17 protein-coding genes and 1 pseudogene are annotated in these 24,498 nt (G+C 38.8%); 13 read left to right on the top strand and 5 right to left on the bottom strand.

Features of this window, described 5'->3' with window-relative positions; genetic code table 11:
* The first annotated feature begins 9 nt into the window (after positions 1-9).
* The gene (locus tag ACFPM4_RS08855; protein ID WP_382350337.1) at positions 10-2,754 is read left to right on the top strand and encodes an alpha-L-rhamnosidase; all 2,745 of its coding nucleotides are present in this window, start codon (positions 10-12) and stop codon (positions 2,752-2,754) included.
* 350 nt (positions 2,755-3,104) lie between these two features.
* Here ACFPM4_RS08855 and ACFPM4_RS08850 read toward each other — a convergent pair whose 3' ends face one another.
* Together ACFPM4_RS08850 and ACFPM4_RS08845 are read right to left on the bottom strand one after the other, a co-directional pair.
* Positions 3,105-4,844 carry a class I mannose-6-phosphate isomerase gene (locus ACFPM4_RS08850; RefSeq protein WP_382350334.1) on the bottom strand — a complete coding sequence of 580 codons (1,740 nt, stop codon included), beginning with the start codon at positions 4,842-4,844 and terminating at the stop codon, positions 3,105-3,107.
* The gene (locus ACFPM4_RS08845) at positions 4,828-5,742 is read right to left on the bottom strand and encodes a helix-turn-helix domain-containing protein (protein WP_382350331.1); all 915 of its coding nucleotides are present in this window, start codon (positions 5,740-5,742) and stop codon (positions 4,828-4,830) included. The genes ACFPM4_RS08850 and ACFPM4_RS08845 overlap by 17 nt, the downstream gene beginning before the upstream one ends.
* 178 nt (positions 5,743-5,920) lie before the next feature.
* Between ACFPM4_RS08845 and ACFPM4_RS08840 the strand changes: the two genes are divergently transcribed.
* The 3 genes from ACFPM4_RS08840 to ACFPM4_RS08830 all read left to right on the top strand — a co-directional run bounded on the left by ACFPM4_RS08840 (position 5,921) and on the right by ACFPM4_RS08830 (position 11,010).
* The gene (locus tag ACFPM4_RS08840; RefSeq protein ID WP_382350328.1) at positions 5,921-6,853 is read left to right on the top strand and encodes an ROK family protein; all 933 of its coding nucleotides are present in this window, start codon (positions 5,921-5,923) and stop codon (positions 6,851-6,853) included.
* A 17-nt stretch (positions 6,854-6,870) separates the two neighbouring features.
* The gene (locus ACFPM4_RS08835) at positions 6,871-9,477 is read left to right on the top strand and encodes a glycoside hydrolase family 38 N-terminal domain-containing protein (protein WP_382350325.1); all 2,607 of its coding nucleotides are present in this window, start codon (positions 6,871-6,873) and stop codon (positions 9,475-9,477) included.
* An 84-nt stretch (positions 9,478-9,561) separates the two neighbouring features.
* Positions 9,562-11,010, top strand: a complete 1,449-nt coding sequence (locus ACFPM4_RS08830; RefSeq protein WP_382350322.1) for a DUF4185 domain-containing protein — start codon at positions 9,562-9,564, stop codon at positions 11,008-11,010.
* A 73-nt stretch (positions 11,011-11,083) separates the two neighbouring features.
* Here ACFPM4_RS08830 and ACFPM4_RS08825 read toward each other — a convergent pair.
* Positions 11,084-11,551: pseudogene (locus ACFPM4_RS08825) on the bottom strand (VOC family protein).
* A gap of 176 nt (positions 11,552-11,727) precedes the next feature.
* Between ACFPM4_RS08825 and ACFPM4_RS08820 the strand changes: the two are divergent.
* The 5 genes from ACFPM4_RS08820 (at position 11,728) to kduI (ending at position 17,202) form a co-directional block, all read left to right on the top strand.
* Complete coding sequence (locus tag ACFPM4_RS08820) at positions 11,728-12,603, top strand: NAD-dependent epimerase/dehydratase family protein (protein WP_382350319.1); 876 nt, start codon at positions 11,728-11,730, stop codon at positions 12,601-12,603.
* Positions 12,604-13,665: 1,062 nt separating this feature from the next.
* Positions 13,666-14,307 carry a GNAT family N-acetyltransferase gene (locus tag ACFPM4_RS08815; RefSeq protein ID WP_382350316.1) on the top strand — a complete coding sequence of 214 codons (642 nt, stop codon included), beginning with the start codon at positions 13,666-13,668 and terminating at the stop codon, positions 14,305-14,307.
* A 139-nt stretch (positions 14,308-14,446) separates the two neighbouring features.
* Complete coding sequence (locus ACFPM4_RS08810) at positions 14,447-15,598, top strand: enolase C-terminal domain-like protein (protein ID WP_382350313.1); 1,152 nt, start codon at positions 14,447-14,449, stop codon at positions 15,596-15,598.
* A 6-nt stretch (positions 15,599-15,604) separates the two neighbouring features.
* On the top strand, positions 15,605-16,357 hold the full coding sequence (gene kduD / locus ACFPM4_RS08805; protein WP_382350310.1) for a 2-dehydro-3-deoxy-D-gluconate 5-dehydrogenase KduD: 753 nt from the start codon (positions 15,605-15,607) through the stop codon (positions 16,355-16,357).
* Between the two features lie 14 nt (positions 16,358-16,371).
* Entirely contained in the window at positions 16,372-17,202 is an 831-nt protein-coding gene (gene kduI, locus ACFPM4_RS08800) for a 5-dehydro-4-deoxy-D-glucuronate isomerase (protein ID WP_382350307.1), read from the top strand.
* 278 nt (positions 17,203-17,480) lie between these two features.
* Here the strand turns inward: kduI and ACFPM4_RS08795 are convergent, their stop codons facing one another.
* Both ACFPM4_RS08795 and ACFPM4_RS08790 read right to left on the bottom strand, forming a co-directional pair.
* Positions 17,481-18,443, bottom strand: coding sequence for a hypothetical protein (locus ACFPM4_RS08795; protein ID WP_382350304.1), 963 nt, complete (start codon positions 18,441-18,443; stop codon positions 17,481-17,483).
* 84 nt (positions 18,444-18,527) lie between these two features.
* Positions 18,528-19,679 (bottom strand): MFS transporter, encoded by a 1,152-nt coding sequence (locus ACFPM4_RS08790; RefSeq protein ID WP_382350301.1) that lies wholly within the window; start codon positions 19,677-19,679, stop codon positions 18,528-18,530.
* A 110-nt stretch (positions 19,680-19,789) separates the two neighbouring features.
* On the opposite strand from ACFPM4_RS08790, the gene ACFPM4_RS08785 reads away from it, so the two are divergent.
* From ACFPM4_RS08785 to ACFPM4_RS08770, 4 genes are all read left to right on the top strand, one after another.
* A complete protein-coding gene (locus ACFPM4_RS08785) occupies positions 19,790-20,587 on the top strand; it encodes a GntR family transcriptional regulator (protein WP_382350298.1) in 798 nt (265 codons plus the stop codon).
* A gap of 455 nt (positions 20,588-21,042) precedes the next feature.
* Entirely contained in the window at positions 21,043-21,969 is a 927-nt protein-coding gene (rbsK, locus tag ACFPM4_RS08780) for a ribokinase (protein ID WP_382350295.1), read from the top strand.
* Positions 21,963-22,901 carry a nucleoside hydrolase gene (locus tag ACFPM4_RS08775; protein ID WP_382350292.1) on the top strand — a complete coding sequence of 313 codons (939 nt, stop codon included), beginning with the start codon at positions 21,963-21,965 and terminating at the stop codon, positions 22,899-22,901. The genes rbsK and ACFPM4_RS08775 overlap by 7 nt, the downstream gene beginning before the upstream one ends.
* A gap of 21 nt (positions 22,902-22,922) precedes the next feature.
* The gene (locus ACFPM4_RS08770) at positions 22,923-24,323 is read left to right on the top strand and encodes an MFS transporter (RefSeq protein WP_382350289.1); all 1,401 of its coding nucleotides are present in this window, start codon (positions 22,923-22,925) and stop codon (positions 24,321-24,323) included.
* Positions 24,324-24,498 lie beyond the last annotated feature (175 nt).

Below are 24,498 nucleotides of genomic sequence, written 5' to 3'. Positions count from 1 at the left end.
TGGATGGTGATGAAGAATATAAATACTGAAAATAATAGGCTACAACCAGTGCGTTTACGAGTCGAGTATGTGGAGAATCCGATTGGAATAAATATACCAAATCCTCGATTTAGCTGGGAGTTTGCACCTGCACGGAATCAATTTCAAACAGCATATCAAATTATTGTTGCAGATGATGAAGTGAGTGTCTTGGCAGGGATTGGACAACAGTGGGATTCTGGCAAAGTAATATCAGCAGATACACTGCACATTGAATACGAAGGAGCACCTCTCGTAAGTGGAAGACGTTATTATTGGACTGTCCGATGTTGGAATCAAGCCGATGAGAGCTGGGGTGCTGAGTCCGTTGCATTTTTTGAAACTGGTATTTTAACAGAAGAAGAGTGGACTGCTTGCTGGATTGGAGCGAAAGAAGAAATTGCTAGTCCGTTATTTCGCAAAGCTTTTCAAATTAATAAGAAAGTAAAGCATGCTACCACCTTTGTAACTGGCTTAGGATACTTCGAATTTTACATGAATGGTAGTAAAATGGGCGACCATGTCCTCGTTCCGAATTGGACGGATTATGACGATCGCCAAATTGAAGGCTTACTCTATCCCTTTGATGATCAAACGACGAAGAGGATTAACTATCTTCAATATGATGTCAAAGAGCAGCTTTTACAAGGAGAGAATGTAATTGGCATCATGCTTGGCAATGGCTTTTACAAGCAGACGGAAAGAATAGTAGAAGGGAAAATGAGCTATGGTGCACCGAAGCTCATCTTGCAGTTAGCCATTTTATATGAAGACGGTAGCAGGGAGATCATCATCAGTGATGAGAGTTGGAAAACTACTAGTGGCCCCATCGTGTTTAATAACGTTTTTTATGGAGAAGTGTATGATGCCCGTCTCGAATTACCTGGTTGGGCAAAAAGAGGGTATGATGATTCCGTTTGGGATTTGGCACAATTAGTTCGTATACCGACTGGTAAATTAACATCACAATTATCTCCTCCAGATAAAATCATCGACACGATTGCCCCTGTTTCTAGAACAGAGGTGAAACCAGGTCAATACGTATTTGACTTCGGTCAGAATATATCTGGTTGGGTTCGAATTCGGATGCAAGGTGAAGCGGGAGAGCGGGTGACATTGCGCTTTGCGGAGGAAGTGAAAGAGGGTGGTGAACTCGATTTTACGAGTAGTGGGGGAGATGAGCAGGTACAGCAGGATGTGTATATTCTAAAAGGCGATGGTATCGAAGAATATGAACCAAGGTTTACTTGGCATGGCTTTCGTTACGTAGAAGTGAGTGGCTATTCAGGAATTCTTAAGTTAACAGATCTAATCGGAGTTGTTGTTCATGCTGCTGTCCCTTCAACCGGAGAATTTTCCTGTTCTGAGCCACTTTTAAATCAAATACAAACCGCTTACCGTTGGTCCCAGCTCACGAATTTGCATGGAGGTGTGCCAAGTGATTGTCCGCACCGCGAGCGGCTTGGATATACGGGAGACGGTCATTTGACTGCGGAGGCAGCAATGTTTAACTTCGATATGGCATCTTTCTATACGAAATGGATTGGTGATATAAGTGACTCACAAAACCGTCAGACAGGCTTCGTTCCACATACTGCTCCATTCAATGGTGGTGGAGGAGGCGTAGGTTGGGGAAGTGCCTATGTCATTATGCCATGGCTGATGTACCGCCACTATGGGGATAAAAGAATATTAAGCGAGCATTATGAAGGCATGAAAAATTGGATGGAGTATTTAGGAACACGTAATGAAGGTGGATATTTAGTCCGATATGAAGAGCCGGATAGCTGGTTCCTTGGCGACTGGTGTGTACCTGGACAAATGGAACTTCCACCTACATTGGTAAACAATTTCTTTTATGCTTTCACCACAAAGATGATGGAAAAAATCGCTCATGTACTTGGAAATAAAGAGGATGGTAACCATTTCGCTGATTTGTATCAAAATATATGCCGAGCATTTCATGAAGAATTTTTTGATGAAAAGCGAAGTTGCTATTCGATTGGCAAACAAAGTGCAGATATTTTTCCATTCGTGTTGGACTGTGTTCCGGAAGATTCCGTTGATCAAGTGTGGAAACATGTATTGCACCACTATAAACATGAACTGAATGAACACTTGGATACTGGAATATTTGGAACTGCTTATCTGTTTGATGTATTGAGTGAAAAAGGGGAGACAGACACAGCTTTCAATATGATGTTAAAAAGAGATTATCCAAGCTATGGATATATGCTTGAAAATGGTGCTACAACGTTATGGGAAACTTGGGAAGGAGAAGGATCTCATAACCACCCAATGTTTGGGAGTGTTAGTGCCTGGTTTTACAAATATATTGCTGGTATCGCACCTCATCCTGATGCCATCGCGTTTAGCCAGGTCGTTTTCAATCCATTCTCTGTAAAAAAGTTGGCTTATGCAACAGCGTCCATTCATACAATTAGAGGTACATATGCAATCCACTGGTCTAGAAAAGAGAATGGAGAAAGTGAAGTGGAAGTAGTCATTCCTGCGAACTGTCGAGCGGAGATTTATTTACCATTAAAAGATAAAGGGCATGACATCGCATGTATCTTCGAACGAAATGAAGGACGATATATTTGGAATCAGGGTGAGTCCGTTGAGAATAGTGAATGTACATTCAGTAGGAAAGAAAATGAGCTAATGATAAGTCTAAGCTCGGGGAGATACTCCTTTCAAATGCAAACGACAAGGAAAGAATCGGTTAAGAATTAAGGAGTTATACTTTTAGAATGTGCAACAATGCCGCTTCGGAAATACACTTCGCTTTCCGCGGGCGGTTCGGAAGCCTCCTCGGCGCTGAGCGCGCCTGTGGGGTCTCCCGGCTACCGTACTTCCCGCAGGAGTCTACGTGTATTTCCTCCGCTTATTTTTTTCTTGTTTAAAAGAGATTAGAATCTTAAACTAATTATGTCAACTGTACTCTCCTACTTTAAAATGCTATAGCGATAACTGCAGCACTATCTTTATACAATTCAAGTAATAAACATGCTTTAATTCTTCTCACTTATACACTAAAAAAGTGGGAGAAGTCATCCGTCGATGCATTCACCCACTTTTTTTCATCAAACCCTCACAAACGCTTTGATTGTTGCAATTGTTTTTCCTTCTGACTTTCCATACGGCCTAATCGTATATTCTTTAATACATTCCGGAATAATGAATGTTTCTGCATAATGGACGATAAAAGGCTCGAACTCATCGTCGGGGCTTTCTATGATTGCCTCTTCCCCCTCGACAAGGTTAAACACATTTACACTATCATGTGTACGGTGGTGTACTTTTTTAGAAAACCAATGTCTCCTTGTTTCAATAAATTCCGTTTCATGTAATCCCGTTCTTTCTTCTATCCAGCCGTCACCTTCCGCTAATTTCTCTTCCGGATTAAATAAGTTTTGCTTGACCCAGCTCGTATCTCTATACCACTGAATCGAATTGATCCCATGTTTCAGATGGACAGGTCTTGGTTTCCCATCCAAATCTACTCTACCCCAATCCCATAGTTTAAAAGTATAAATATTAGGAGTAGAACTAATTTCTAGCACGACGGAGTTTCGACCTTGTGAGTGAACAGTGCCTCCAGGAATGGAATAATGATCATGCTTTTTGATGGGAAATTTATTAACGAATTTTTCATCGTTGAACGGCGTGATTCCTTGTTCTGCTCGTTCTAAATCCGCAATCATTTCATCCTTATCCATGTTTTCTTTTAGCCCTAAATAGACAACCGCGTCATCTTCGGCGTGCAAAATATAATAGCTCTCATCTTGTGTGTAGTGCGCTCCAAACGTTTCTTGTACGTAATCCGTCGTTGGGTGAACTTGTAAACTTAAATTTTGCCCTTCGACAGTGTCTAGGAAGTTAAAGCGGATCGGAAATTCATTACCAAATCGCCCATACACTTTATTTCCTAGTAATTCCATTGGGTGTTGAAATACCACATTATTCGCTGGGATTTCTATTTTTATATGACCATATTTTAAAAAGATACTATTTTCTGCCGGAACACCATTAAAGCTCCATGCGAAATTTACTTCATCTTTGTCAAGATCGAATTTTTCTCTCATCCATTCGCCACCCCATACACCTGGTGCAAAATACGGAACGAGACGGAATGGTTGGGAAACGACTTGCTTTAAACCTGCTAAGTAGCTTGTTTTTTCTACCATTTTAGGCTGAAGACTGATCGTAGTATCAAGCCAGTAATCTACTTTTTCTATCAATCTTTTTTTATGCTTATCTGCAACAGGCCATTCGAAAAAATAAGCCCGTTTTATTTTTCGTAAAAAATCATCCTCTTCGTTATCTGCCTTCCAGTTTGGCATTTTGTGTTGAAATCTAGTTTGAATTTCCCAACGAGGCAAATCTGCGTATAGAAGAATATCAGGTTGGTAGACGAGAGATGCTCCAACACCATATACAATCACTAATCCATTGGAGATGGAATCAATTTTTTTTCTTGCTTTTTCTCTTTTTTCAACATTCATAAAGTCACGAAACTCATGAGCGGAAAAAATCCCAAACACTCGATCATCGGTTAAATGATATTGAATCATTTCCGTTACTTTCTCATTCGAATGATAGATTTCATCGACAGAGAGTGCATGTGTAGGCTGGAGCGGCTGGACTAGATTGACTAATATTTCCTCCATGTTCACTCCAGGATAACAGTCAATTACAAGTACGGTTCTATCATTCATAGCAACCTCTTTTTCTAATTCTAATACAATATCTCCATATCCTTCCCAGGCAAGTTCCGTTTTCTCTGAGACAACAATTTCAGGATACTTATTGAATGAACTCATTCATTGTCACTCCTTCGCCGACATTTTTTCTGAATTTTTCTCTGAACTCTCCTGGAGGTAACCCCATTTCACTGGAAAAAACACTAGAAAAGTAGTGGACATTATCAAATCCAGTCATTTTCGCAATTTCTTCATTGGTTAAATCAGTACCAGTTAGTAGATTCCCAGCTTTGCGAACTCTTTCCTTTCTCACATAGCTTGAAAATGTTTGACCTAATTCGGCTTTGAAAATGCGGGATAAATGTCTTCCCGAAATAAAAATATAGTCGGCGACATCATCCAGTTTTAAAGCCCGATGTATATTGTCATTAATATAAAGTTTCGCTTGATATATAAGGAACGAGGATGTTAGTTTTTTCTTTTTGATAGGTGTTCTTTGATCATTAAAATGCTCCAATATACTAAAGAAAAAAGCAGAACCAAGGCCTTGAAGACTATCGTTAAATGTTAAAAATGGTTGATTCATTAAGGTAAGCAGGGATGTCCATAATTTTACGATGGGTAATTCACTAGCAGTTGCGGTGTAGAACTTTTCGCTAGATTCTAATGAGGTAAATAGTTCGTTGATGTGATCAGCTGTCTCTTTCTTATTAATTTCAAATCCAACAAAAATAATATCGAGACCAGTTTGACTTAAAATTTGATGTTTGATGTAAGGACGTGATAGAAAAAGCACATCTTTCTTTAATGGGAATTCCTTGCCATCATCGATATATGTGCCAACTCCATTTACGATATAGCAGAGTTCAAAGAAAGAATGCTGGTGTGGCTTATTATTATAATGCTGCTGTTTTGCTCCCCAATAATGTATGGAAATGGAAGCGTCATTTCCGTGAATATGAGTGGTGTTTTGGTTTAGTAAAATCGCGCCATCTATAAAAGAACGATCCCACTTCATTCGATATTTCACCTCGCGATGAATGACTGATTTTTTTCATAAGTATACCATATTTTTTTGTCTATTTTAGAAAATGTCCGAATTTTATAAAAGGATGGCATTATTTTAGAAAGATTTCACGAGTAGTATCTTTCATAATGAATGTAAGAGAGAGTTAGTGGGATGTGAGGTTGAGAAAATGGATCAATACATGATGGCTTTTGATGTTGGCGGCTCTTATATAAAAACAGCAATCTTAAACGATAAAGGAGTGATTATTCCAGAATCGATTGCAGTGTACCCAGCAAAATCACAAGCATCCAAAGAAGAAATACTCGACCATTTCATTACGATGATGTCGTTGCAAATGCACTATATTTCATCCGAAAATTATCAAGTCATCGGAATTGGCTTTGCCTTTCCAGGTCCATTTGATTATCAAAATGGCATTAGTTACATTCAAGGAATTGATAAATTTGATTCTCTATATGGCATAAATATTCGCGAACAATTAAGGGAGCGGATGAAGCGAGATAACGAATGGATGTCTAAATTTGCTTCTGACTTTGTGATTGTTTTTGAAAACGATGCCAATCTATTTGCTTTAGGAGAACATAAGGGTGGTAAAGGGCAACATTTCAATAAAGTTATGTACTTAACGATTGGAACAGGGGCTGGTTCTGCGTTTATGGAAAATGACGAGTTCATTACGGATGATCCTCGTGTTCCTCCTAATGGCTGGATCTATAATCAACCATTTCAACAATCGATTGTAGATGATTATATTTCCAAAAGAGGGATTTTACAGTTAGCGAAGGAGTTTGCTGTACCAAACAGTGATCAGGAAGTGAAGTCACTTGCAGAAATGGCGGAAAATAATCATGAACAGGCGATAGAACTATTCCAGCAATTTGGAAGAAATATTGGGTTGGCGGTGAATCCATATGTAGATGATTTTTCCCCGGAAGCGATCATTATTGGTGGGCAAATTGCCAAAAGTATTCATTTATTTATAAGCGGAATCTATGTAACGTTGCAACATAAAGAAGTAATAATTGAGGCTTCCAGAGAAACATCGTTTAGTACATTTGTAGGTATCGCTGCATTAATAGAAAAAACAAGTACTGATTGATAAAAGGAGAGAATTCAATGAGTAAAATAAAAGAAATTCTTTGTTTGCATCATAGTCATTTAGATATCGGCTATACCCATCCACAACCATTAATCATGGAATTGCAATTGGATTATATTGATGAAGCAATTGATTTATGTTTACAAACCGAAGACTTTCCGGAAGAATCCAAATTCAGGTGGACATGTGAGGCAACATATCCAGTTTTAAAATGGTTAGAAACTGCATCAGAAGAAAGGATACAACTGTTTACGAAGTACTTGCAAAACGGGCAAATGAGTATTGCAGCATTAATGATGCATGGAACACCACTAAATGACTCGGAGCAAATCATTCGTTCACTCCAACCAATAAAAGAGTTACGAAAAAGATTTAACATCCCCATTAACACAGCGATCAATCATGATGTGAATGGACAACCTTGGCCATTTAGTCAAATCCTTTTAGATGCTGGAGTTGAATTTTATATTACAGGGATTAATGTCCATTTTGGCGGCATTCCGTTTGAACGTCCAAAAGTTTTTAATTGGAAAACACCAGATCAACGCGAATTATTAACATTTCATGGCGAACATTATTCCTTATTCAGTCAGTTTTTTGAATCTTATAAGGAAGATACAGATGTAATGGATAAAGGGATAAAAGAATATGTTCAGCGCTTAGAAGAGAACGGTTACCAATATGATTTTATCTATTTAACTTCCACGAACCCACCATTGTATGATAACAACTGCCCCGATCCACAATTAGCACATTTAATAAGAAAATATAACGAAGAGAATCGTGACTTTAAAATTCGTTTTGTCACACCAGAAATGCTGTTAGAGAAAGTGAAACAAATCGAACCGAGTATCATCCCAGTTCACGCAGGTGACTGGACGGACTTTTGGAATTTTGGCTCTGGCAGCTCAGCCCGAGAAACAAGATTGGTTCGTAAGACGAAGCAAGGATTACGAAAAGCTGATTTACTAGAAGCTTTTCAAGGAAGCCTAGGTTCACGCTATGACCAAATGAAAAAAGCATCGATTCAGAATACATTGTTATATGAAGAACATACTTGGGGTGCAGCACATTCGATCACAAATCCAGATGATCCAGAAGTGTATTCGCAACGGCTACATAAATCCAAGAACGCTTATGAAGCAGCAGATTTATCCGCTTATGTATTAGGAAAACAAATGGAGAAATTCGCAAACAATCCTCTTCAATCATCAGCACCTGAAGGAATTTTACTTGTAAATACAGCAAACGTCGAGCAAGAGGTAGAAGTACGTTTACCAAAATGGAGTTTTCTCGAAGGACGGAACTTATCTGCGATTCGAATGAAACAATATTTACCATATACAAGTATGAAAGAAAATATGGAATCATATGGGAAGGTAAAATTAGAGCCATTTTCATGGATGAAAATTCCATATCAAGACCTTTTACAGATGAAAGCAAATGCTGAAAAAGAACCTGTCCAATATTCTGTGCAGGAAGATTCGTTGGAGACACGTTTTTATCAATTAAAATTTGACGTGAAAACAGGACGAATTAAGCAATTACATGATAAAACTCGTAATTGGGATTTAATTGACGAGAGTAGTGAGTGGACATTATTTGAATATGTAAGAGAAGGGCTGAATCCGATAAAAAATCCGGAAGAAAGGTCTACTTTTTTCCCGCGAGATGTTGATTTAGGAAACAAAAGTATTAGTGTATGGAACCATGATTGGAAGGAAAAAAGAAGTGGTCCAAACCGGGTAGTATCTTGGAATATGGAAAAAGACCGAGATAAAGTTACGTTTGTGACCGTTTTTGAAGCAGAAGGTGTACATCACTTAGAGCAACGGATTACGTTTTCTGTTCACCATCCAAACATAGAGTTTGAAGCAACAATGGATAAAGCTGATATTAAGAAGCCAGAATCAATTTATTTTGCGTTTCCTTTACGACTAAATGCAGGATGGCGTTCCCATTACGACACTGCTGGAATGTTTGTGGAACTTGATCAAGAGCAAATGGGGAATGTAAGTAAAGATTGGATAACAGTAGATCAAACTGTTTCGATATATGACGGAGAAAAGGGCGTAACTTTAGCATGTCCAGATGCGCCACTTGTGCAAATTGGTGATTTTAATTTTGGGAAAGAAAGTACGTCCATTCCGAGAAATGAAAATCCACTCTTATTAGCTTGGCCAATGAACAATTATTGGGATACGAATTTTTGGGCGAGTCAACCAGGTAGCCAAAAGTTTAAATATGTACTAAGTCCATTTGATCAATTTAATGAAGCTGCTGCTTATAAGGTAGGGATGGATGCATTAAACCCTGTAGAATTAAATATTGTAGTAGATTGTAAAGAAAAGGAAAGTGGCAGTCTCATTAAATGTGATGGAGAAAATATTGTACCTCTTTATATTAAAAGAGCAGAAGATAATACAGGGTTGATCGTAAGCTTGAGAAATTTGAGAACTGAGTCTGCGAACGCTAATATTCACATTCCTACTGAAAAAATCAGCTCTGCCAATATCGTTAATTCATTAGAAGAAGTCTTGAAAGAAGTACAGGTGGTGGATAACGAAGTTTTGATTAGTATGCATGGTCGAGAACTTGTTCATGTAAAAATTACGCTAGATTAGTAGCTGATAGAAAAGATTTTAGGACTCCGTTGTTTATAAAATTTTGCAAATGCCGTAATTTTCCAGAAAGGGAGAGGTTAGCTTATGCTCGGTATTAATTCAGCAAAAAAAGCAGGAGACAAACTATCCATTCAGAAAATCGAGATAGGAAGAGACAGGCAAACACAGTGGATGATTGTTGATTTAGGAGGCACTTATCCGATTGCGAAATTGGTATTGGATACAGATACAATGGACTACTCTACTGTTGAGTATTCACTAGATTCACATCATTGGATTGAAGTAAAGATAGAAGAAACAGATGCGAATGTAAGGAGTATCAACTTCCACCATGTTTTAGCAAGATATATTAAAATTTCGCATTCCATGTTAGAAGCGAAATTAGATGGAAGAGATATCGAAATTTATGCTGGGATTGGGTTAGTTGTTGAACCTGCTCCTGATTGGACGGAACTTTTTCACCGCAAAGAGGGGTGGAGTGGAGCGGATGGTATTTACTCCATCCCATTCAATGGCTGTGAAAAACAAGGAGAAGCAGATAAAACAAAAACGATATTTGTATTTGGCGATACATTTATTGGTTCCGTGGATCGTGAAACAAACGAACGTCTCGACTTTAATATGATCAATAACTCTATTGCTATTTTAGATGGTGGAAAGCCGCAGGAAGATGCAATTGAATTTCGCTGGAATACAAATGAAGCCGGGGACCCAACTAGTTATTTTGTCCCTACGACAGAAAAAGGGGTAAAGATTGATCAATCGTATTATTGGTTACAAGATGGTATTTCCATTTCAGGAATCTTTTACTGTTTTCCGTTAATTATTAGTCCCGATTCCACGCAACCGGAAGGATTTGAATTTAAAGTAAATGGTGTTACTTGTGTCTCGGCGCCAATTGGTGCGGATGGACCAATATTAGAGCAGCAACAACAACTCGATACACCTTTTTATTTTACGGCGGATAATGGAAAAATAACTTACTTTGGCGCTGGATTTATGGCGAACACAAAGGAAGCAAAAGTTCCAAATCCAGATGGCTATATTTATATTTACGGGCTGCAAAAATGGGAAACAACGAAACTAGTAGTTGCGCGCGTGTTACCAGATCAGTTTACGGAATTTTCCTTATGGCAAGTGTGGGATGGCGAAAATTGGACAAAGGATATCGGAAAGGCAACTCCGATTGCGTCGGAAGTATCGAGTGAGCTAAGTGTTTCGCCAATGTTAGGTGGAACTTTAAACGGAAAGTATATCGTCGTTTTCCAAGAACATAGCACTGGAAATCGCTTAGGTATTTATGTCGGAGATTCTCCTTTAGGGCCATTTGAGACACCACAATATGTATATTACTGTTCGGAATCAGAAAGAGGCGATTCGGTTTACACCTACAATGCAAAAGCCCATCCACATTTATCGGAACCTGGGGAATTAATAGTTAGCTATAATGTAAATTCATCGAGTTGGAAAATGCATGAAAAGGATGGAAGCATGTATAGACCAAGATTTTTAAAGATTTCACAGTTAGAATAGAGAAGGAAAAGGGTCTAAGTCTTCGTAGAGGAGGCTAGATTCTTTTTTATTCAATATTATAGTTCAAATCTGATTACAGGTTATTCTCTTTCAATAATTTTTCCCATTCTTCAAAAGACAATTTTTCAGTAATATGTTTGAATTCATTCGGTACATCTACAAAACACATTAATTCTAAACTATTTCCGTCAGGGTCATCAAAGTAGACAGAGGCATTACCTTGATGTGGTCTAATAAATGGCTCAATTGACGTTCGATCCCCGAATGTGACAGCTTCCACTTCGATAGACTCCAGCCATTTTATCGATTTTTTTAAATCCTCATAGGTTACTCGAAAAGCGATATGTCTTAAAGAAGGATGATAGGGAGTCTCATGCTCCTTTCCTTCTCACAAGCCTAACCAACTTTTTCTTTCCTCTATCCAAAAGAAGGCAGTATCTTCATCAAGCCAAGCAAACTTTAACCCTAACTTTTCGTAAAATTTCATGGAAATATCCAAATCTTTTACAGGTAGATGTGCTTCATATAATCCCTTTATCATTACACTCACTCCAATTGTATAGTAAGTTCTATTTTTTCCATTCCGTTATTATCATGTTATCATACAATTTCGTCCTTTCATGAAAATCAAGAAGTCGTTCTATTTTTAACTAAAGGACAGGAACTGTTATAATGTGGAAAAAATGATAGAAATTTTATCAGATGAGGAGAATTTGAATGAAAAATATCCTAGTCCTAGGCGGAAATCGCTTTTTTGGTAAAAAATTAGTGGAGCTATTGATCAAAGAGGGGCATAAGGTAGCGATTGTCACTCGTGGTCAGTCTGGAAATCCGTTTGGTGATCGCGTTGAACATATTATCGTTGATCGTTCCAATAAAGAAGAACTTGCGATGAAAATGGAAAATCGCACATTCGATATTGTGTATGATAATATTTGTTATTCCCCAAATGATGCATATGCTTTTTGTGAAATATTTAATGGGAAAATCGGCAAGCTCGTGTTTACATCTACGCTTTCCACATATGAGGCTGATGGAAAAGAGAAAACAGAAGAAGATTTTAACCCATATCAATATGAAATTCGCATGGGAAACAGCTCCGATTTTACATATGGGGAAGGGAAGCGGCAAGCAGAAGCAGTCTTTTATAAATATGCTAAATTCCCGGTTGTGGCAGTTCGTTTTCCAATTGTAATGGGAGAAGATGATTATACGCGTCGCTTACATTTCCATGTGGAGCGTGTGGCGAAAGGAGAGCCAATCGGATTCGTAAACATGGATGCGGAGATGTCATATATTCATGCCGATGAAGCAGCGGATTTTCTTCACTGGGCAGGCATGACAGAAGTCGAAGGGCCATTTAATGCGACAGCCAATGGAAAAATTTCATTAACCGAGTTAATTCAACTAGTGGAAAAAGCAACTGGTAAAACAGCAAAAATCTCATTAGTTGGCAATGACGAAATTCGCTCTCCATACGCGATCCCATCATCATGGTATATGTCCAATGCCAAAGCAACTGAGGCAGGATTTGCATTTTCCAATCTAGATGAATGGTTAGCGCCGTTAATAGAAGCTATTGCCAAAAAATAATAGAGGTAAATGCGATGGAAGTAATTCCTATTCTTAATAGGGAATTACTTCTTTTTGTAGAGTGATAATATGTGAATGGAATAAAGGGGAAGTGCAGGAGAGTGCCTTGTGCCCTGTTGGGTGGAATATGGAGTGAGGAGGGAGCGTTAAAGCTAGTTGCGTGCCCACTTGGATGAAAAATTGGGAGAGGTGGTCACGTTGAAGGCTGTAACGTGCCCAGTTGGAAGATAATTGGGTTGAGGTGGTCACGCAGGAGGCTTTAACGTTCCCAGTTGGATGAGAAATCGGATGAAGTGGTCATGCAGGAGGCTGCAGCGTACCCAGTTGGAAGAAAAATTGGAAGAAGTGGTCACAATGTGAGCTGTATCGTGCCCACTTGGATGAGAAATCGGCTGAAGTGGTCACGCTGGAGGCTGCATCGTTCCCAGTTGGAAGAAAAATTGGAAGAGTTGGTCACGTTAGAGCTCGCATCGTGCCCAGTTGGAAGAAAAGTCGGTAGAGGCGGTCACGTTGAAAGCTTCAGCGTGCCCAGTTGGAAGAAGAATTGGAAGAGGCGGTCACGTTGAAGGCTGTAACGTGCCCAGTTGGAAGATAATTGGGTTGAGGTGGTCACGCAGGAGGCTTTAACGTTCCCAGTTGGATGAGAAATCGGCTGAAGTGGTCACGCTGGAGGCTGCATCGTTCCCAGTTGGAAGAAAAATTGGAAGAGTTGGTCACGTTAGAGCTCGCATCGTGCCCAGTTGGAAGAAAAGTCGGTAGAGGCGGTCACGTTGAAAGCTTCAGCGTGCCCAGTTGGAAGAAGAATTGGAAGAGGCGGTCACGATAGGAACTTCATCGTGCCCGGTAGGAAGAAGAATTGGAAGAGGCGGTCACGATAGGAACTTCATCGTGCCCGGTAAGAAGAAAAATCGTCAGAGGCCGTCACGTTGGCGGCTGCATCGTTCCCAATTGATTGAAAAATAGCCTTAGAGGTCACGCAAAAACTCACCGCATTCCCCCATAAAAACACCCGAAGAAGGAAGTAACGCAATCCCCCCATACCACAATAAAGGAGATAAACAATTGAGTGATCAAGTAGAAGATAAACACTTATTTATGATGTGCCCATCTTTAAATGTAAATGCGATGAGAGAATTACCAGTAGGATTTCATGTGCGTTTTTGTCGTGAGGATGAGTTGGATACATGGAAAGCAATGCAATTTAACTCACCCGAAGAAGCAACTGAATATGATGACTTTATGACGGATTTTTTTAATCAAGTGTATCGCCCAAAAGGAGATTTATTTTTTCAAAGCTGTGTATTTGTATGTGATGAACAAGATAAACCAGTGGGAACTTGTTTTTTATGGAAGGCTTATAATCAAATATGGACGGTCCATTGGTATAAAGTATTAAAGGAATATGAAGGAAAAGGTATTGGTCGAGCGTTACTTTCATATGTAATGCAATCCTTGCCTGAAAATGAGTATCCCGTGTTTTTACATACCCATCCTGAGAGTTTTAGGGCAATAAAACTATATTCCGATTTTGGCTTCAAACTTTTAACGGATTCAGTGATTGGTTCTAGACCAAATGATTTGAAAGAATGTCTTCCAATCTTAAAAAAATCTATGCGTAAGGAACACTTTGAAAAACTAGAGTTTGCCGAGGCACCTCCACATTTTCTAGATGTGGTTCAATCATCCAAAGTGCACGAATTTTAAATAGTAGAAAGGGTCAAGATGTTTGTGCTAAAACACAATGTTCTTGACCCTTTCTTTTATTTTTCCTCATATATTCGCAATTAGATTCGTAGTATAAGTGAGGGCTAAATACTAATTTCATTGGTAAAGGGGAAAAAGGATGAATCTACTGGATGCTGCTTCTTGGAAAGTAGAGAAATTGGAATGGTGCCGACTTCCGGGAGTACGAAAACGCTCAGCTGGTTGCAATGCGAGATTAGGAGTTCATGGCAAGAACGCTCCCTTAGATTTGGTGCGCATCACAATTGGGGGTGAACAAGGTTTTGGTTGGTCCCGAATTACAGAAGCAAGAGCAAAAGCAATAATCGGTAAAAGAGTGGACGAGTTATTTTCGAGTAATGGCGAGGTCCTTCCTGCTTATTACGATATCGAGTTTCCACTATTAGATTGGAGCGGGAAAGTGCAGGAAAAGCCGGTGTATCAGCTGTTATCAGGCGAGGCTAAAGATAACCTCGTTGTTCCTTGCTATGATACGTCCCTTTATTTTGATGATCTTCACGTCGACGATGATGCAGAAGCAGTGAGTATTATCCAATCAGAAGCATTAGCAGGTTGGGCGGCAGGTCATCGCGCTTTTAAAATTAAGGTTGGCCGTGGTGCCATGCATATGCCACTACAAGCAGGCACAGACAGAGATATCGCCATTATTCAGGGAGTCAGAAAAGTTGTTGGGTCAGAAGCAAAAATAATGATTGATGCGAATAACGGCTACAACCTGAATTTGACGAAGGAAGTGTTACTAGCAACGAAGGACGCAAATATTACTTGGATTGAGGAGCCTTTTCATGAGGATCCGGAATTGTTCAAGAATTTGAAGGAATGGATGAAGACAGAAGGACTCGATGTCATGATAACCGATGGCGAAGGAGATGCTTCTAATCATATTGTTGGATGGGCGAAACAAGGCTATTTAGATGCGATTCAGTATGATATTCTTCATTACGGTTTTCATCGCTGGTTGCATTTAGGAAAGGAACTCGACGCTGCCAATGTACATTCAGCTCCCCATAGCTATGGATGTGTGTACGGAAACTATGTACTCGGTCATCTAGCTCCAGTCATTAAAAAGTTTCTCATGATTGAATGGGATGACATATCGATAAATGGACTCGATCGCTCGGATTACATCATCACAAAGGGCAATGTTCACGTTCCGAATAAACCAGGTTTTGGATTAGAGCTGGACGAGATATATTTTACTGCCATGGTGAAAAAACAAGGATGGAGCGTGCAAGAAGGAAAAAAGGAGTAGAAAAGAATGATAGATTTTCAGTTACATGGTAAAACAGCGCTAGTAACAGGCGCAAGTAGAGGATTAGGACAAGGGATGATCATCGGCTTAGCAAAAGCTGGTGCCGATATTATCGGTGTTGGGATTAGTGACATGACGGAAACCCGAGAGAGAGTAGAAGCTCTTGGGAGAAAATTTTACCCAATACAGCAGGATTTATCACTTCCGAATAGTGTGGAAGCGGTATTAGACCAAGCTTTTCAATATAAAAAACGGATTGATATTTTAGTGAATAATGCTGGAATTATCCGCCGGGCTCCTGCAGAAGAATTTTCCGATCAAGACTGGGAAGATGTGTTAAATGTAAACTTAAACATTGTTTATAAGTTTTCTAGTCTTGTAGGAAAACACATGCTGGAGCATGGAGCCGGCAAAATCATTAATATTGCCTCCATGCTATCTTTTCAAGGTGGTAAAAATGTCGTCGCTTACACAGCAAGTAAGCATGGGGTTGTTGGTTTAACGAAATCGCTCGCAAATGAATGGGCAGGACGAGGTGTAAACGTCAATGCGATAGCACCAGGCTATATGGAAACTGATAATACAGAGGCGCTAAGACAAGATACTGCTCGAAATGCCTTTATATCTTCGAGAATTCCTGCACAACATTGGGGGAAACCAGCAGATTTAGAAGGTCCAGTTGTGTTTTTAGCGTCAAAAGCTTCGGATTATGTGCACGGACATGTACTTTGTGTCGATGGTGGTTGGCTAAATTATTGAAGGAGGTTTTATAAGTGGAAATTAGACATACAACAAATCCAACTGATTTCAAATATTATACGACCGAGCGGATACGAAATGATTTTTTAATCGAGAATTTGTTTGTTGAGGGAGAAAGTAAGTTTGTGTATACACATTATGATCGCTTCATTATTGGAGGAGCGGTTCCTATTGACACACCTTTAGAACTGGATGTAGGGGACCAATTGAAAACAAATTACTTTTTAGAAAGACGAGAAGTAGGGGTTATTAATATCGGCGGACCCGGGGTTGTAAAAGTAGAGACGGAAGAATATGTTTTGGATAAAAAAGATGGTCTCTATATCGGACTTGGCAATAAAAATGTCACGTTCCATAGTGTGGACCCGCAACAACCTGCTAGATTTTATATCGTATCATCACATGCTTCAAAGCGTTATCCAACAGAAAAAATCGACATTACTAAAGCAGAGCCAGCACGACTTGGATCCAATGAAGAGTCTAACAAACGTACGATATATAAGTATATTCATGCGGATGGTGCAAGAAGCTGTCAGTTAATGATGGGATTGACGATTTTGGAGCCGAACAACATGTGGAATACGATGCCTGCTCATCTTCATGATCGGCGCATGGAAGCATATCTTTATTTTGACTTAGAAGATACAGCTCGAGTGTTTCATTTAATGGGAGAGCCCCAAGAAACTCGGCATATAGTCGTGAAAAATGAACAAGCAATCATTTCCCCTAGCTGGTCGATTCACTCTGGAGTAGGGACGAGCAATTATACATTTATATGGGCAATGGCTGGAGAAAATTATACATTTGCCGATATGGACGTAGTAGAAATGGACGACCTGAAATAAAGGGACATGGGGTCAGGAACATTGTCCCAGCAATGCTGCTGGGACATCGTCCTCGTCCCGCCGCTAGTAATATTACAATCTTTTAGGATCGTACATCGACTAAATTTCAACAGGATAAACCAAACCATCTCGAGAAAGATACTCTCCAGATGGTTTGGTTTTTTTATTTCTCCATATTCTTTTGTCCTAATCTCACATTTCTTCTGATAGAATCATTGATTAGGGGTGCCGTCCCAGCAAGCCCTGCTGGGACACCAATCCTGACCCCACGTCCCGTTTTAGTTAAAACATTTCCCAATGCTTTCGCTGTTTGTGAGTTCTTTGAGTTGGCATTGGTTTGTGTTTCCGTCTTGAAAGATGAGTTGTACATAAGCTTCGTTCATTCCGGCATCACGTAGTTTTTCAAGTGCTTGAAGGAGTCGTGTTTCATCATATTCGTGTAACACGAGTAGGCCAATTCTATGTTCATACCAACGTTGGTAGTAGTTATGTGTGTTCGCCCTATTTAATGTAGATGAGATATCAAAAAGTAGTTCGTCTAATTGCAGGATGAGCTCTCCTGTTATCGCTTGATTCGATTGAAATTGTTCTAATTGCTTTGTTAATATTGAACCTAGACTTTCATTAGCTGGGAGACTATAAGAATAAATACTGTATTCCAAGGGAATCTCCTTCATTTCATCTACCATATATCGCTTCGCATTTACCGTAAATTCAATGGAAGTTTCATACTGTTTATTCAAGACAATTTTTTCAGCCATTCGCGTCATCGTTTCCATTAGTTCATCGACATTGTAACTAGCTTCATGATAGTGCCCTTTGAATAATACATTCACTTGCACATTTTTCGTAAAGGCACTAGTAAGCTTCATATCGATAAATCCATTCGCTTCCAATTTTTCATATAAGTTTTGGTAGTCTGAATCATGTTGTAAGAGCGATTCATGTTTAGCGGAAACATAATTATCATGAAATTGATTAAAATCTTTAGAATGAATGTTTCCTGTAAAAATAACTGGATGTTCCTCTTGCGTTTCAAAAGTTAACGTATAAAATTCTCCAAAAACAGAAAAGATGGCAGGGAACTTTGTGCTCGAACGCTCTACATTCGTCACTTTTAGCTCCACACCATATTGTTTCTCTAATTCATCGATTGCATATGTTTCCATCTTATCTTTTGATGAACATCCGACTAATAATAGCAAGATGAAAACAAATACCCATAGTAGCTTTTTGACCATATACACACCTCGTTAGTATCGTAGCATAGAAAACGGGTTATTGGCTCATGAATATGTTCCCGTTTTAAGATTTTTTTCTCCCACTTATGTCCTAACGGTTTTTGGTGTATTAAATTTTATAAGGCCGATGATGATGAGCATGAGCATCCCAACTAAAAAGGCAATAAAATAAGGTGAAATGATTTGCCGAATAATGGATGTTAGGAAGGAACTAGCGATCATGCCAAGTGAATAAATGGCGGACATGACACCAAAAGCTCTCCCATGTTCATTGCTTTGTACCGCACTAGTAACAGCAGTAGCAGCAGCGGGCATAACTAGTCCAAAACAAATACCCATAATAAATAGAAAGACGGTTAAAGAGAGGAAACCATTAATCAGTACCGCTAAACTAATGCAAAGTGTAAATAAGCCGAACATCATGCGCTTAATTGCATCCAATCGTTGTAGGAAGAAAAACGATAATGTTACTAAGGAGCCAATTCCCATTATGCTAAATAATTTTCCTGTACTTGCGGTCGATAACCCTTTTTCCACTGTCAAATAAGGGACTTCATAAATAATCACTCCGTGGATGTACATAATCGCAAAACCTGTTAAATAGACAAGCAGTAGTTGTGGATTTTTAAAAACAGAAAGTAAATGAACGGATGTAGAATTTTTATTTACTGCAATATATTGGCGCTCTCGTAAAAAGATAAATGCATACACAGCAATTACTAGTAGTGCTAGTCCAATAATGATGTACGTATTTGCATAACCAATCGTAGCACCGAGTTTTCCACCAATAAGTGGTGCGAAAATGTTTGCAAACATCCCAAGAATACCAATGATGGCCATGTTTTTTCCTTGCTGACGAGCATTTTTTGCATATCCAGAAATGAGGGCGAAAGTGGTCGGCATTAAAAAAGCGAGCACGAAGCTATTAAGTGAGCGTAAAATGAGTAGAGTAGTAGAGCTTAAGATAAAACCATGTGCCATATATAAAAATGCTGAAATAAAAAGTGGAATTGTAATGAAGAGTCTTTTTCCAAAACGATCCACTAACGGACCTACCATTAAGTTCCCAGTTAAATCGGTCACTTGCGAAGCGCTAAGCATAATTCCAATCATGACACTCGAAGCCCCTAACAACGCTGCATACGGAGTAAAGATTGGTCCTTGAATACTCATAATTAAACTAACAATAAAAATGGTAATAAAGATATGTAATTTATCGATACTTGTTTCTTTCATCCCATCCACCTCCAAAATAGTGTATGAAAGACAAGCTAGGATTAGTATTTAACTTTCAAAACTTTATTTAATTGTATAAAATAGACAGGGGATGTTCTTTTTACATAGGCATGTTTCATGCTTTTTATATTTCATATAAAATTACGCTACATAATGACTTGATAAGGGAGGGGAAAATAATTAACCAAAATAAATTATTTAATAAGGCGACAAGGTATGCCGTTGCTTATAATAAAATATTAAAAATGATTCGCGATGGATTATATCCAGAAGGTAGTAAGCTACCTTCTGAACCGCTATTGGCAGAGCAACTTGGTATCAGCCGATCAACTTTACGACAAGCACTAGGGTTATTACAGGAAGATGGAATTATCGAAGCGAAAAAAGGATTGGGGAATTTCGTTCGTAAGACGCTAAATGAAGATAATGTTGGCATTGAGAGAATGGGGAATCCTTTTTATAAATGTTGTGAAGATGAAATTGATCAAGTCGATATTGAGATGAAAATTGAAGTTTCAAGTGAGCATGTAGAACGGATATTTGATCGTAAGACATCCATCGTTCTTGCTATTTATCGCTATTTTAAACAAGATGGTGTCGTAAAAGGGTCATGTTTTACCCATTTAGCAACTGATTTTGACCATATTAAATCAATTGACTTAAATAATGAGAACGAAGTATTAGAATTTCTTGAAAATAAGATTTATGATTACGGGCTATCTTCCATGTTGGAAATTCGCATGGTGCAAGCAACCGAAATTATTAAAGAAGCGAATAAAGGGAATGTATCCAAATATTATCAAATGATCATCGAACGTATTAGTGATAAAAATGGCAACATGATTGCCTATAATAAGTACTATATTCCATTTGAACGCGCTGTTTTTAAAGTGTTTCGAAATAATTAATGATGAAAACTTCTAGCTTTGAATCATCAAAGCTAGAAGTTTTTTTTGTGTAGGCTCTGTTAAAGTTCATTGTTGTTAACAACTTAGTTGATGGTAGCGGATGTACACGAGACTCCTGCGGGAACAGCACGAGCCGAAGATCCACTTTGCAAAGCGGCTTTCTTTGCCAAGTTAGCTGAGGCCGTGCCCGCGGAAAGCGAGTGTACAGGAGCGAAAATCAACAACAGAATTTAACAGAGCTTTTGTGTAAAAAAACATTGACAACGTTTTCAAACTAGGTGTATTATTCATGTATAAAGCATACAACTCATCATACAAGTAAACATATTTTGTGTATTTGTTTAAAAAAATGATTGACAACGTTTGCAGTATAGTTTATCTTATACTTATAAACCATACAGCAATACAGACAACTAAACATAATTTGTTTGTATTGTGAGTGAAGAGGTGAAAAAGTGAAGAAAATAGTCGTTTTAGGTAGTTTGAACATCGATATGGTTATGACAGCACAGCGATTACCAGTAATCGGCGAAACTGTTCACGGGGATCACATTCAATACATGATGGGTGGTAAAGGCTTAAATCAAGCAGTAGCAGCATCCAGAATGGATATATCCACTTCCATTATTGGATGTGTAGGTGATGATAGCTTTGGTGAACAAATAAAAACAGGGTTAGCAAAAGAAAAGCTCGATACTTCTTCTATCATTCGTAAAGAAGGTAATTTTACCGGAACTGCAACCGTTTTTATCACAAATAATGATAATGCGATTATGGTGATAGCAGGTGCAAATGATAGTTGTGATATTAGCGTAGTAGATGAACATATTGACTTAATAAAAGAAGCCGATGTACTACTTACGCAATTAGAAATTCCGGTGGAAACAGTAGAATACGCTTTACAAAAAGCGAAGGAATTCGGTGTAAAAACAATATTAAACCCTGCACCATATAAAGAATTAGCGCCTAGATTATTTGATTATATAGATTACTTAACTCCAAATGAAACTGAATTTGAAAGTTTGATAGGGAAAAAGTTTCATAGTTCAGAAGAGCTGGAACAGGAAATGCTCGAATGGAGTAACAAGCACAATGTACATTTAATTGTTACAAGAGGTTCAACTGGGTCATCCTATATGGAGGATGGAAAAGTTTTTACGGTTCCAAGTATTAAAGTGAATGTTATAGATACAACTGGTGCCGGTGATACATTTAATGGAATTTTAGCTTATGGAATTGCAGAAGGTAAGAATTTGCGTGATGCAGTAAGAATGGCGGGGATCGGTGCATCATTATCCGTAACTGCACTTGGAGCACAAAGCGGAATGCCTTCCATAGATGAATTAGAAGCATATATGAAAAAGGAGAGTCTCGTATGTTAAAAATGATTTTAGATTTAGATACAGGTATTGATGATGGAATGGCCCTTGCTTATGCAATTGGCAGTAAAGAAATTGAGTTAATTGGTGTTACGGGGACATTTGGAAATGTGTACACAGAAGATGGTGTCCAAAACGTTCTAAATATCTTAAATATGTGTGATGCGAACCATGTTCCAGTTTATGCAGGGGAAAGTCACGCGATGAACCAAAGCTCTTTTGATAGATTAGAAGTAAGCGCACGCATCCATGGGGAAAATGGAGTTGGACAAGTTTCCATCGAGACATCTCCTAGACAAAAAGAAGAAGGGAGCGCAATCGATTTTCTCATAGAATCAATTAAAAAGTATAAAAAAGATTTAGTAATTGTTGCTACTGGCCCGATGACAAATCTGACGTTAGCACTGAAAAAAGCGCCAGAAATAAAAGAAATGATGGGTAGAGTTGTCATTATGGGTGGAGCTTTAACAGTTCCTGGGAATGCTAGTCCATATACAGAAGCCAATATTTCACAAGATCCGGAAGCAGCTAAGTACCTGTTTGAAAGCGGTGTAGACGTGACAATGGTTGGGTTAGATGTAACGCAACGTTCGCTACTAACGAATGCGCATACACAAAGCTGGAGAGAGACAGGTAGCGTTGCCGGTAAAACATACGCAGATATGGTAGATTATTATATTTCTCAACATTTTGATACGAACGGTTGCTATTTACACGATCCGTCTGCCGTTATTAATGCAGTACATCCTGAATTTTTCACCGTGTTACCAATGCATATGACCGTTGTAACAGAAGGCGAAGCAGTAGGTAGAACAATCGGAGATCCGTATAAATTACGTGATGCAAACCCGAATGTAAAAGTTTGCATCGGCGTAAATTCACCAGAACTAGTGAATCATTTGCACAAAACACTTATGTCTTTATTTAAAAAATAAAAAGTGAAGGGAGCTATTGCAATGACAGCTCATGTAGAAAATCCTAATTTGAACATGCCTATTAAAAAAGCAGGTATTGTAGCTTTAACTGTAACATTAATACTATGTGTTTTAACATATCAATTTAACTTAAGCATGGTAACACCAGCACTTCCAAACATTGCCGATTCTTTAAATGTTGGTGTAGATCAAGTATCTCAAGTTTCTAGTTTGTTACTACTTGTTTCATCTATTGCTGGTGTAGTACTTGCTCGTTGGAGTGACTTTATCGGTCGCCAACGTGCACTTGTTATCATTCTCGTGTTAATGGGAATCGGAACAATTTTATGTATGTTTGCTCCTAATTTTACTGTTCTTATGATTGGTCGCGTTTTCCAAGGTGCTACAGGTGCAGCATTCCAGCTTTGTTACGTTATTTTAAAAGAAGCAGTTAGCCCGAAAAAATTCGGTACGATCCTTGGTGTTATTACTGCTGCAAATGGTGGAGTGGCTGGTATCGATGGGTACCTAGGTGGACTTCTAAGTGATAACTTTGGTTTCAGATCTATCTTCGTAGTAATTTTAATCGTTGGTCTTATTGCTTTCTTAGGTGTTAAGGCAACTGTTCCGAAAGGTAGACCAGCTACCACTACAGGTAAAATGGACTGGTGGGGTGCTTTAGCAATTGCCGTTGTACTAATCTGCTTAACTAACTTCGTATCTACAGGTTCAGCAGATGGTTGGTTATCAACGATGTCCCTTATCTACTTTTTTGGTACCGCTATCTCTATGGTTGCATTCTGGTTTATTGAGAAGAAGAGTGAATCTCCTCTGTTCCCAGTAGAACATTTGAAGTCTCGCCAAGTATGGCCGGTTATTACAACAACTTTATTAACGTTAAGTGGAGTATTCGCAGTCATCAACTTTTCAATCGTAATGCTCAGTCAAGATAAAACAGTAGGGTTTGGTTTAAGTGCAGCAACAACTGGATTATTATTCTTAATGCCTGGTGCAATCATTGGATTGTTCAGTGCACCGTTATCCGGTTGGATTGCTGGAAAATTTGGATGGGTACGCTGGTTGCGAATTGGTTTAATTATCAACATTGCTATCCTACTTGTAATCGCTTTAATGTGGGAAAACCAATGGGTTGTATTTGGCGCTATTATAGCAATGGGCTTCACGTACAACGGATTAATTCTTACAACAATAAATGGACTTGGAGTAATTCAAGCACCAGATGAAGCACCTTCTGCATTAACAGGATTTAATGGAGCTGCATTTGGTATCGGGGCATCATTAGGTATCGGCTTAGTTGCACCACTTGTGGCAGAGGGAACTGCTAGTGGATTTTCAAACGCGATGTGGATTTCCATGATTATCACCATCTTTGCCTTAGTTTCGAGCCTGTTCATTATTCCAAAACCAGTAAAGAAAGATTAATACGATAAACGTTTAAGTTGGGGGGAAGAGGAGATAATGTATCATGCTCCTACTTCCCCCTTTTAATATAAGGCTCTGTTAATGTTCATTGTTGTTAACAACTTAGTTGATTGTGGCGGATGTACACGAGACTCCTGCGGGAACAGCACGAGCCGAAGATCCACTTGGCAAAGCG

It is taken from the genome of Lederbergia graminis (assembly GCF_042655485.1).
Classification (GTDB): Bacteria; Bacillota; Bacilli; order Bacillales; family Bacillaceae_C; genus Lederbergia; species Lederbergia graminis.
The sequence above is the reverse complement of the archived record's forward strand: the minus strand, read 5'-3'. Positions and strand labels throughout refer to the sequence as shown.

Coding starts and splice junctions, on each gene's coding strand:
- ACFPM4_RS08785 (WP_382350298.1), top strand. CDS start 19,790: ATGTTTCATGCTTTTTATATTTCATATAAAATTACGCTACATAATGAC.
- ACFPM4_RS08770 (WP_382350289.1), top strand. CDS start 22,923: ATGACAGCTCATGTAGAAAATCCTAATTTGAACATGCCTATTAAAAAA.
- ACFPM4_RS08810 (WP_382350313.1), top strand. CDS start 14,447: ATGAATCTACTGGATGCTGCTTCTTGGAAAGTAGAGAAATTGGAATGG.
- ACFPM4_RS08855 (WP_382350337.1), top strand. CDS start 10: ATGAAGAATATAAATACTGAAAATAATAGGCTACAACCAGTGCGTTTA.
- ACFPM4_RS08795 (WP_382350304.1), bottom strand. CDS start 18,443: ATGGTCAAAAAGCTACTATGGGTATTTGTTTTCATCTTGCTATTATTA.
- kduD (WP_382350310.1), top strand. CDS start 15,605: ATGATAGATTTTCAGTTACATGGTAAAACAGCGCTAGTAACAGGCGCA.
- ACFPM4_RS08845 (WP_382350331.1), bottom strand. CDS start 5,742: ATGAAGTGGGATCGTTCTTTTATAGATGGCGCGATTTTACTAAACCAA.
- ACFPM4_RS08820 (WP_382350319.1), top strand. CDS start 11,728: ATGAAAAATATCCTAGTCCTAGGCGGAAATCGCTTTTTTGGTAAAAAA.
- ACFPM4_RS08790 (WP_382350301.1), bottom strand. CDS start 19,679: ATGAAAGAAACAAGTATCGATAAATTACATATCTTTATTACCATTTTT.
- ACFPM4_RS08840 (WP_382350328.1), top strand. CDS start 5,921: ATGGATCAATACATGATGGCTTTTGATGTTGGCGGCTCTTATATAAAA.
- ACFPM4_RS08850 (WP_382350334.1), bottom strand. CDS start 4,844: ATGAGTTCATTCAATAAGTATCCTGAAATTGTTGTCTCAGAGAAAACG.
- ACFPM4_RS08835 (WP_382350325.1), top strand. CDS start 6,871: ATGAGTAAAATAAAAGAAATTCTTTGTTTGCATCATAGTCATTTAGAT.
- ACFPM4_RS08830 (WP_382350322.1), top strand. CDS start 9,562: ATGCTCGGTATTAATTCAGCAAAAAAAGCAGGAGACAAACTATCCATT.
- ACFPM4_RS08775 (WP_382350292.1), top strand. CDS start 21,963: ATGTTAAAAATGATTTTAGATTTAGATACAGGTATTGATGATGGAATG.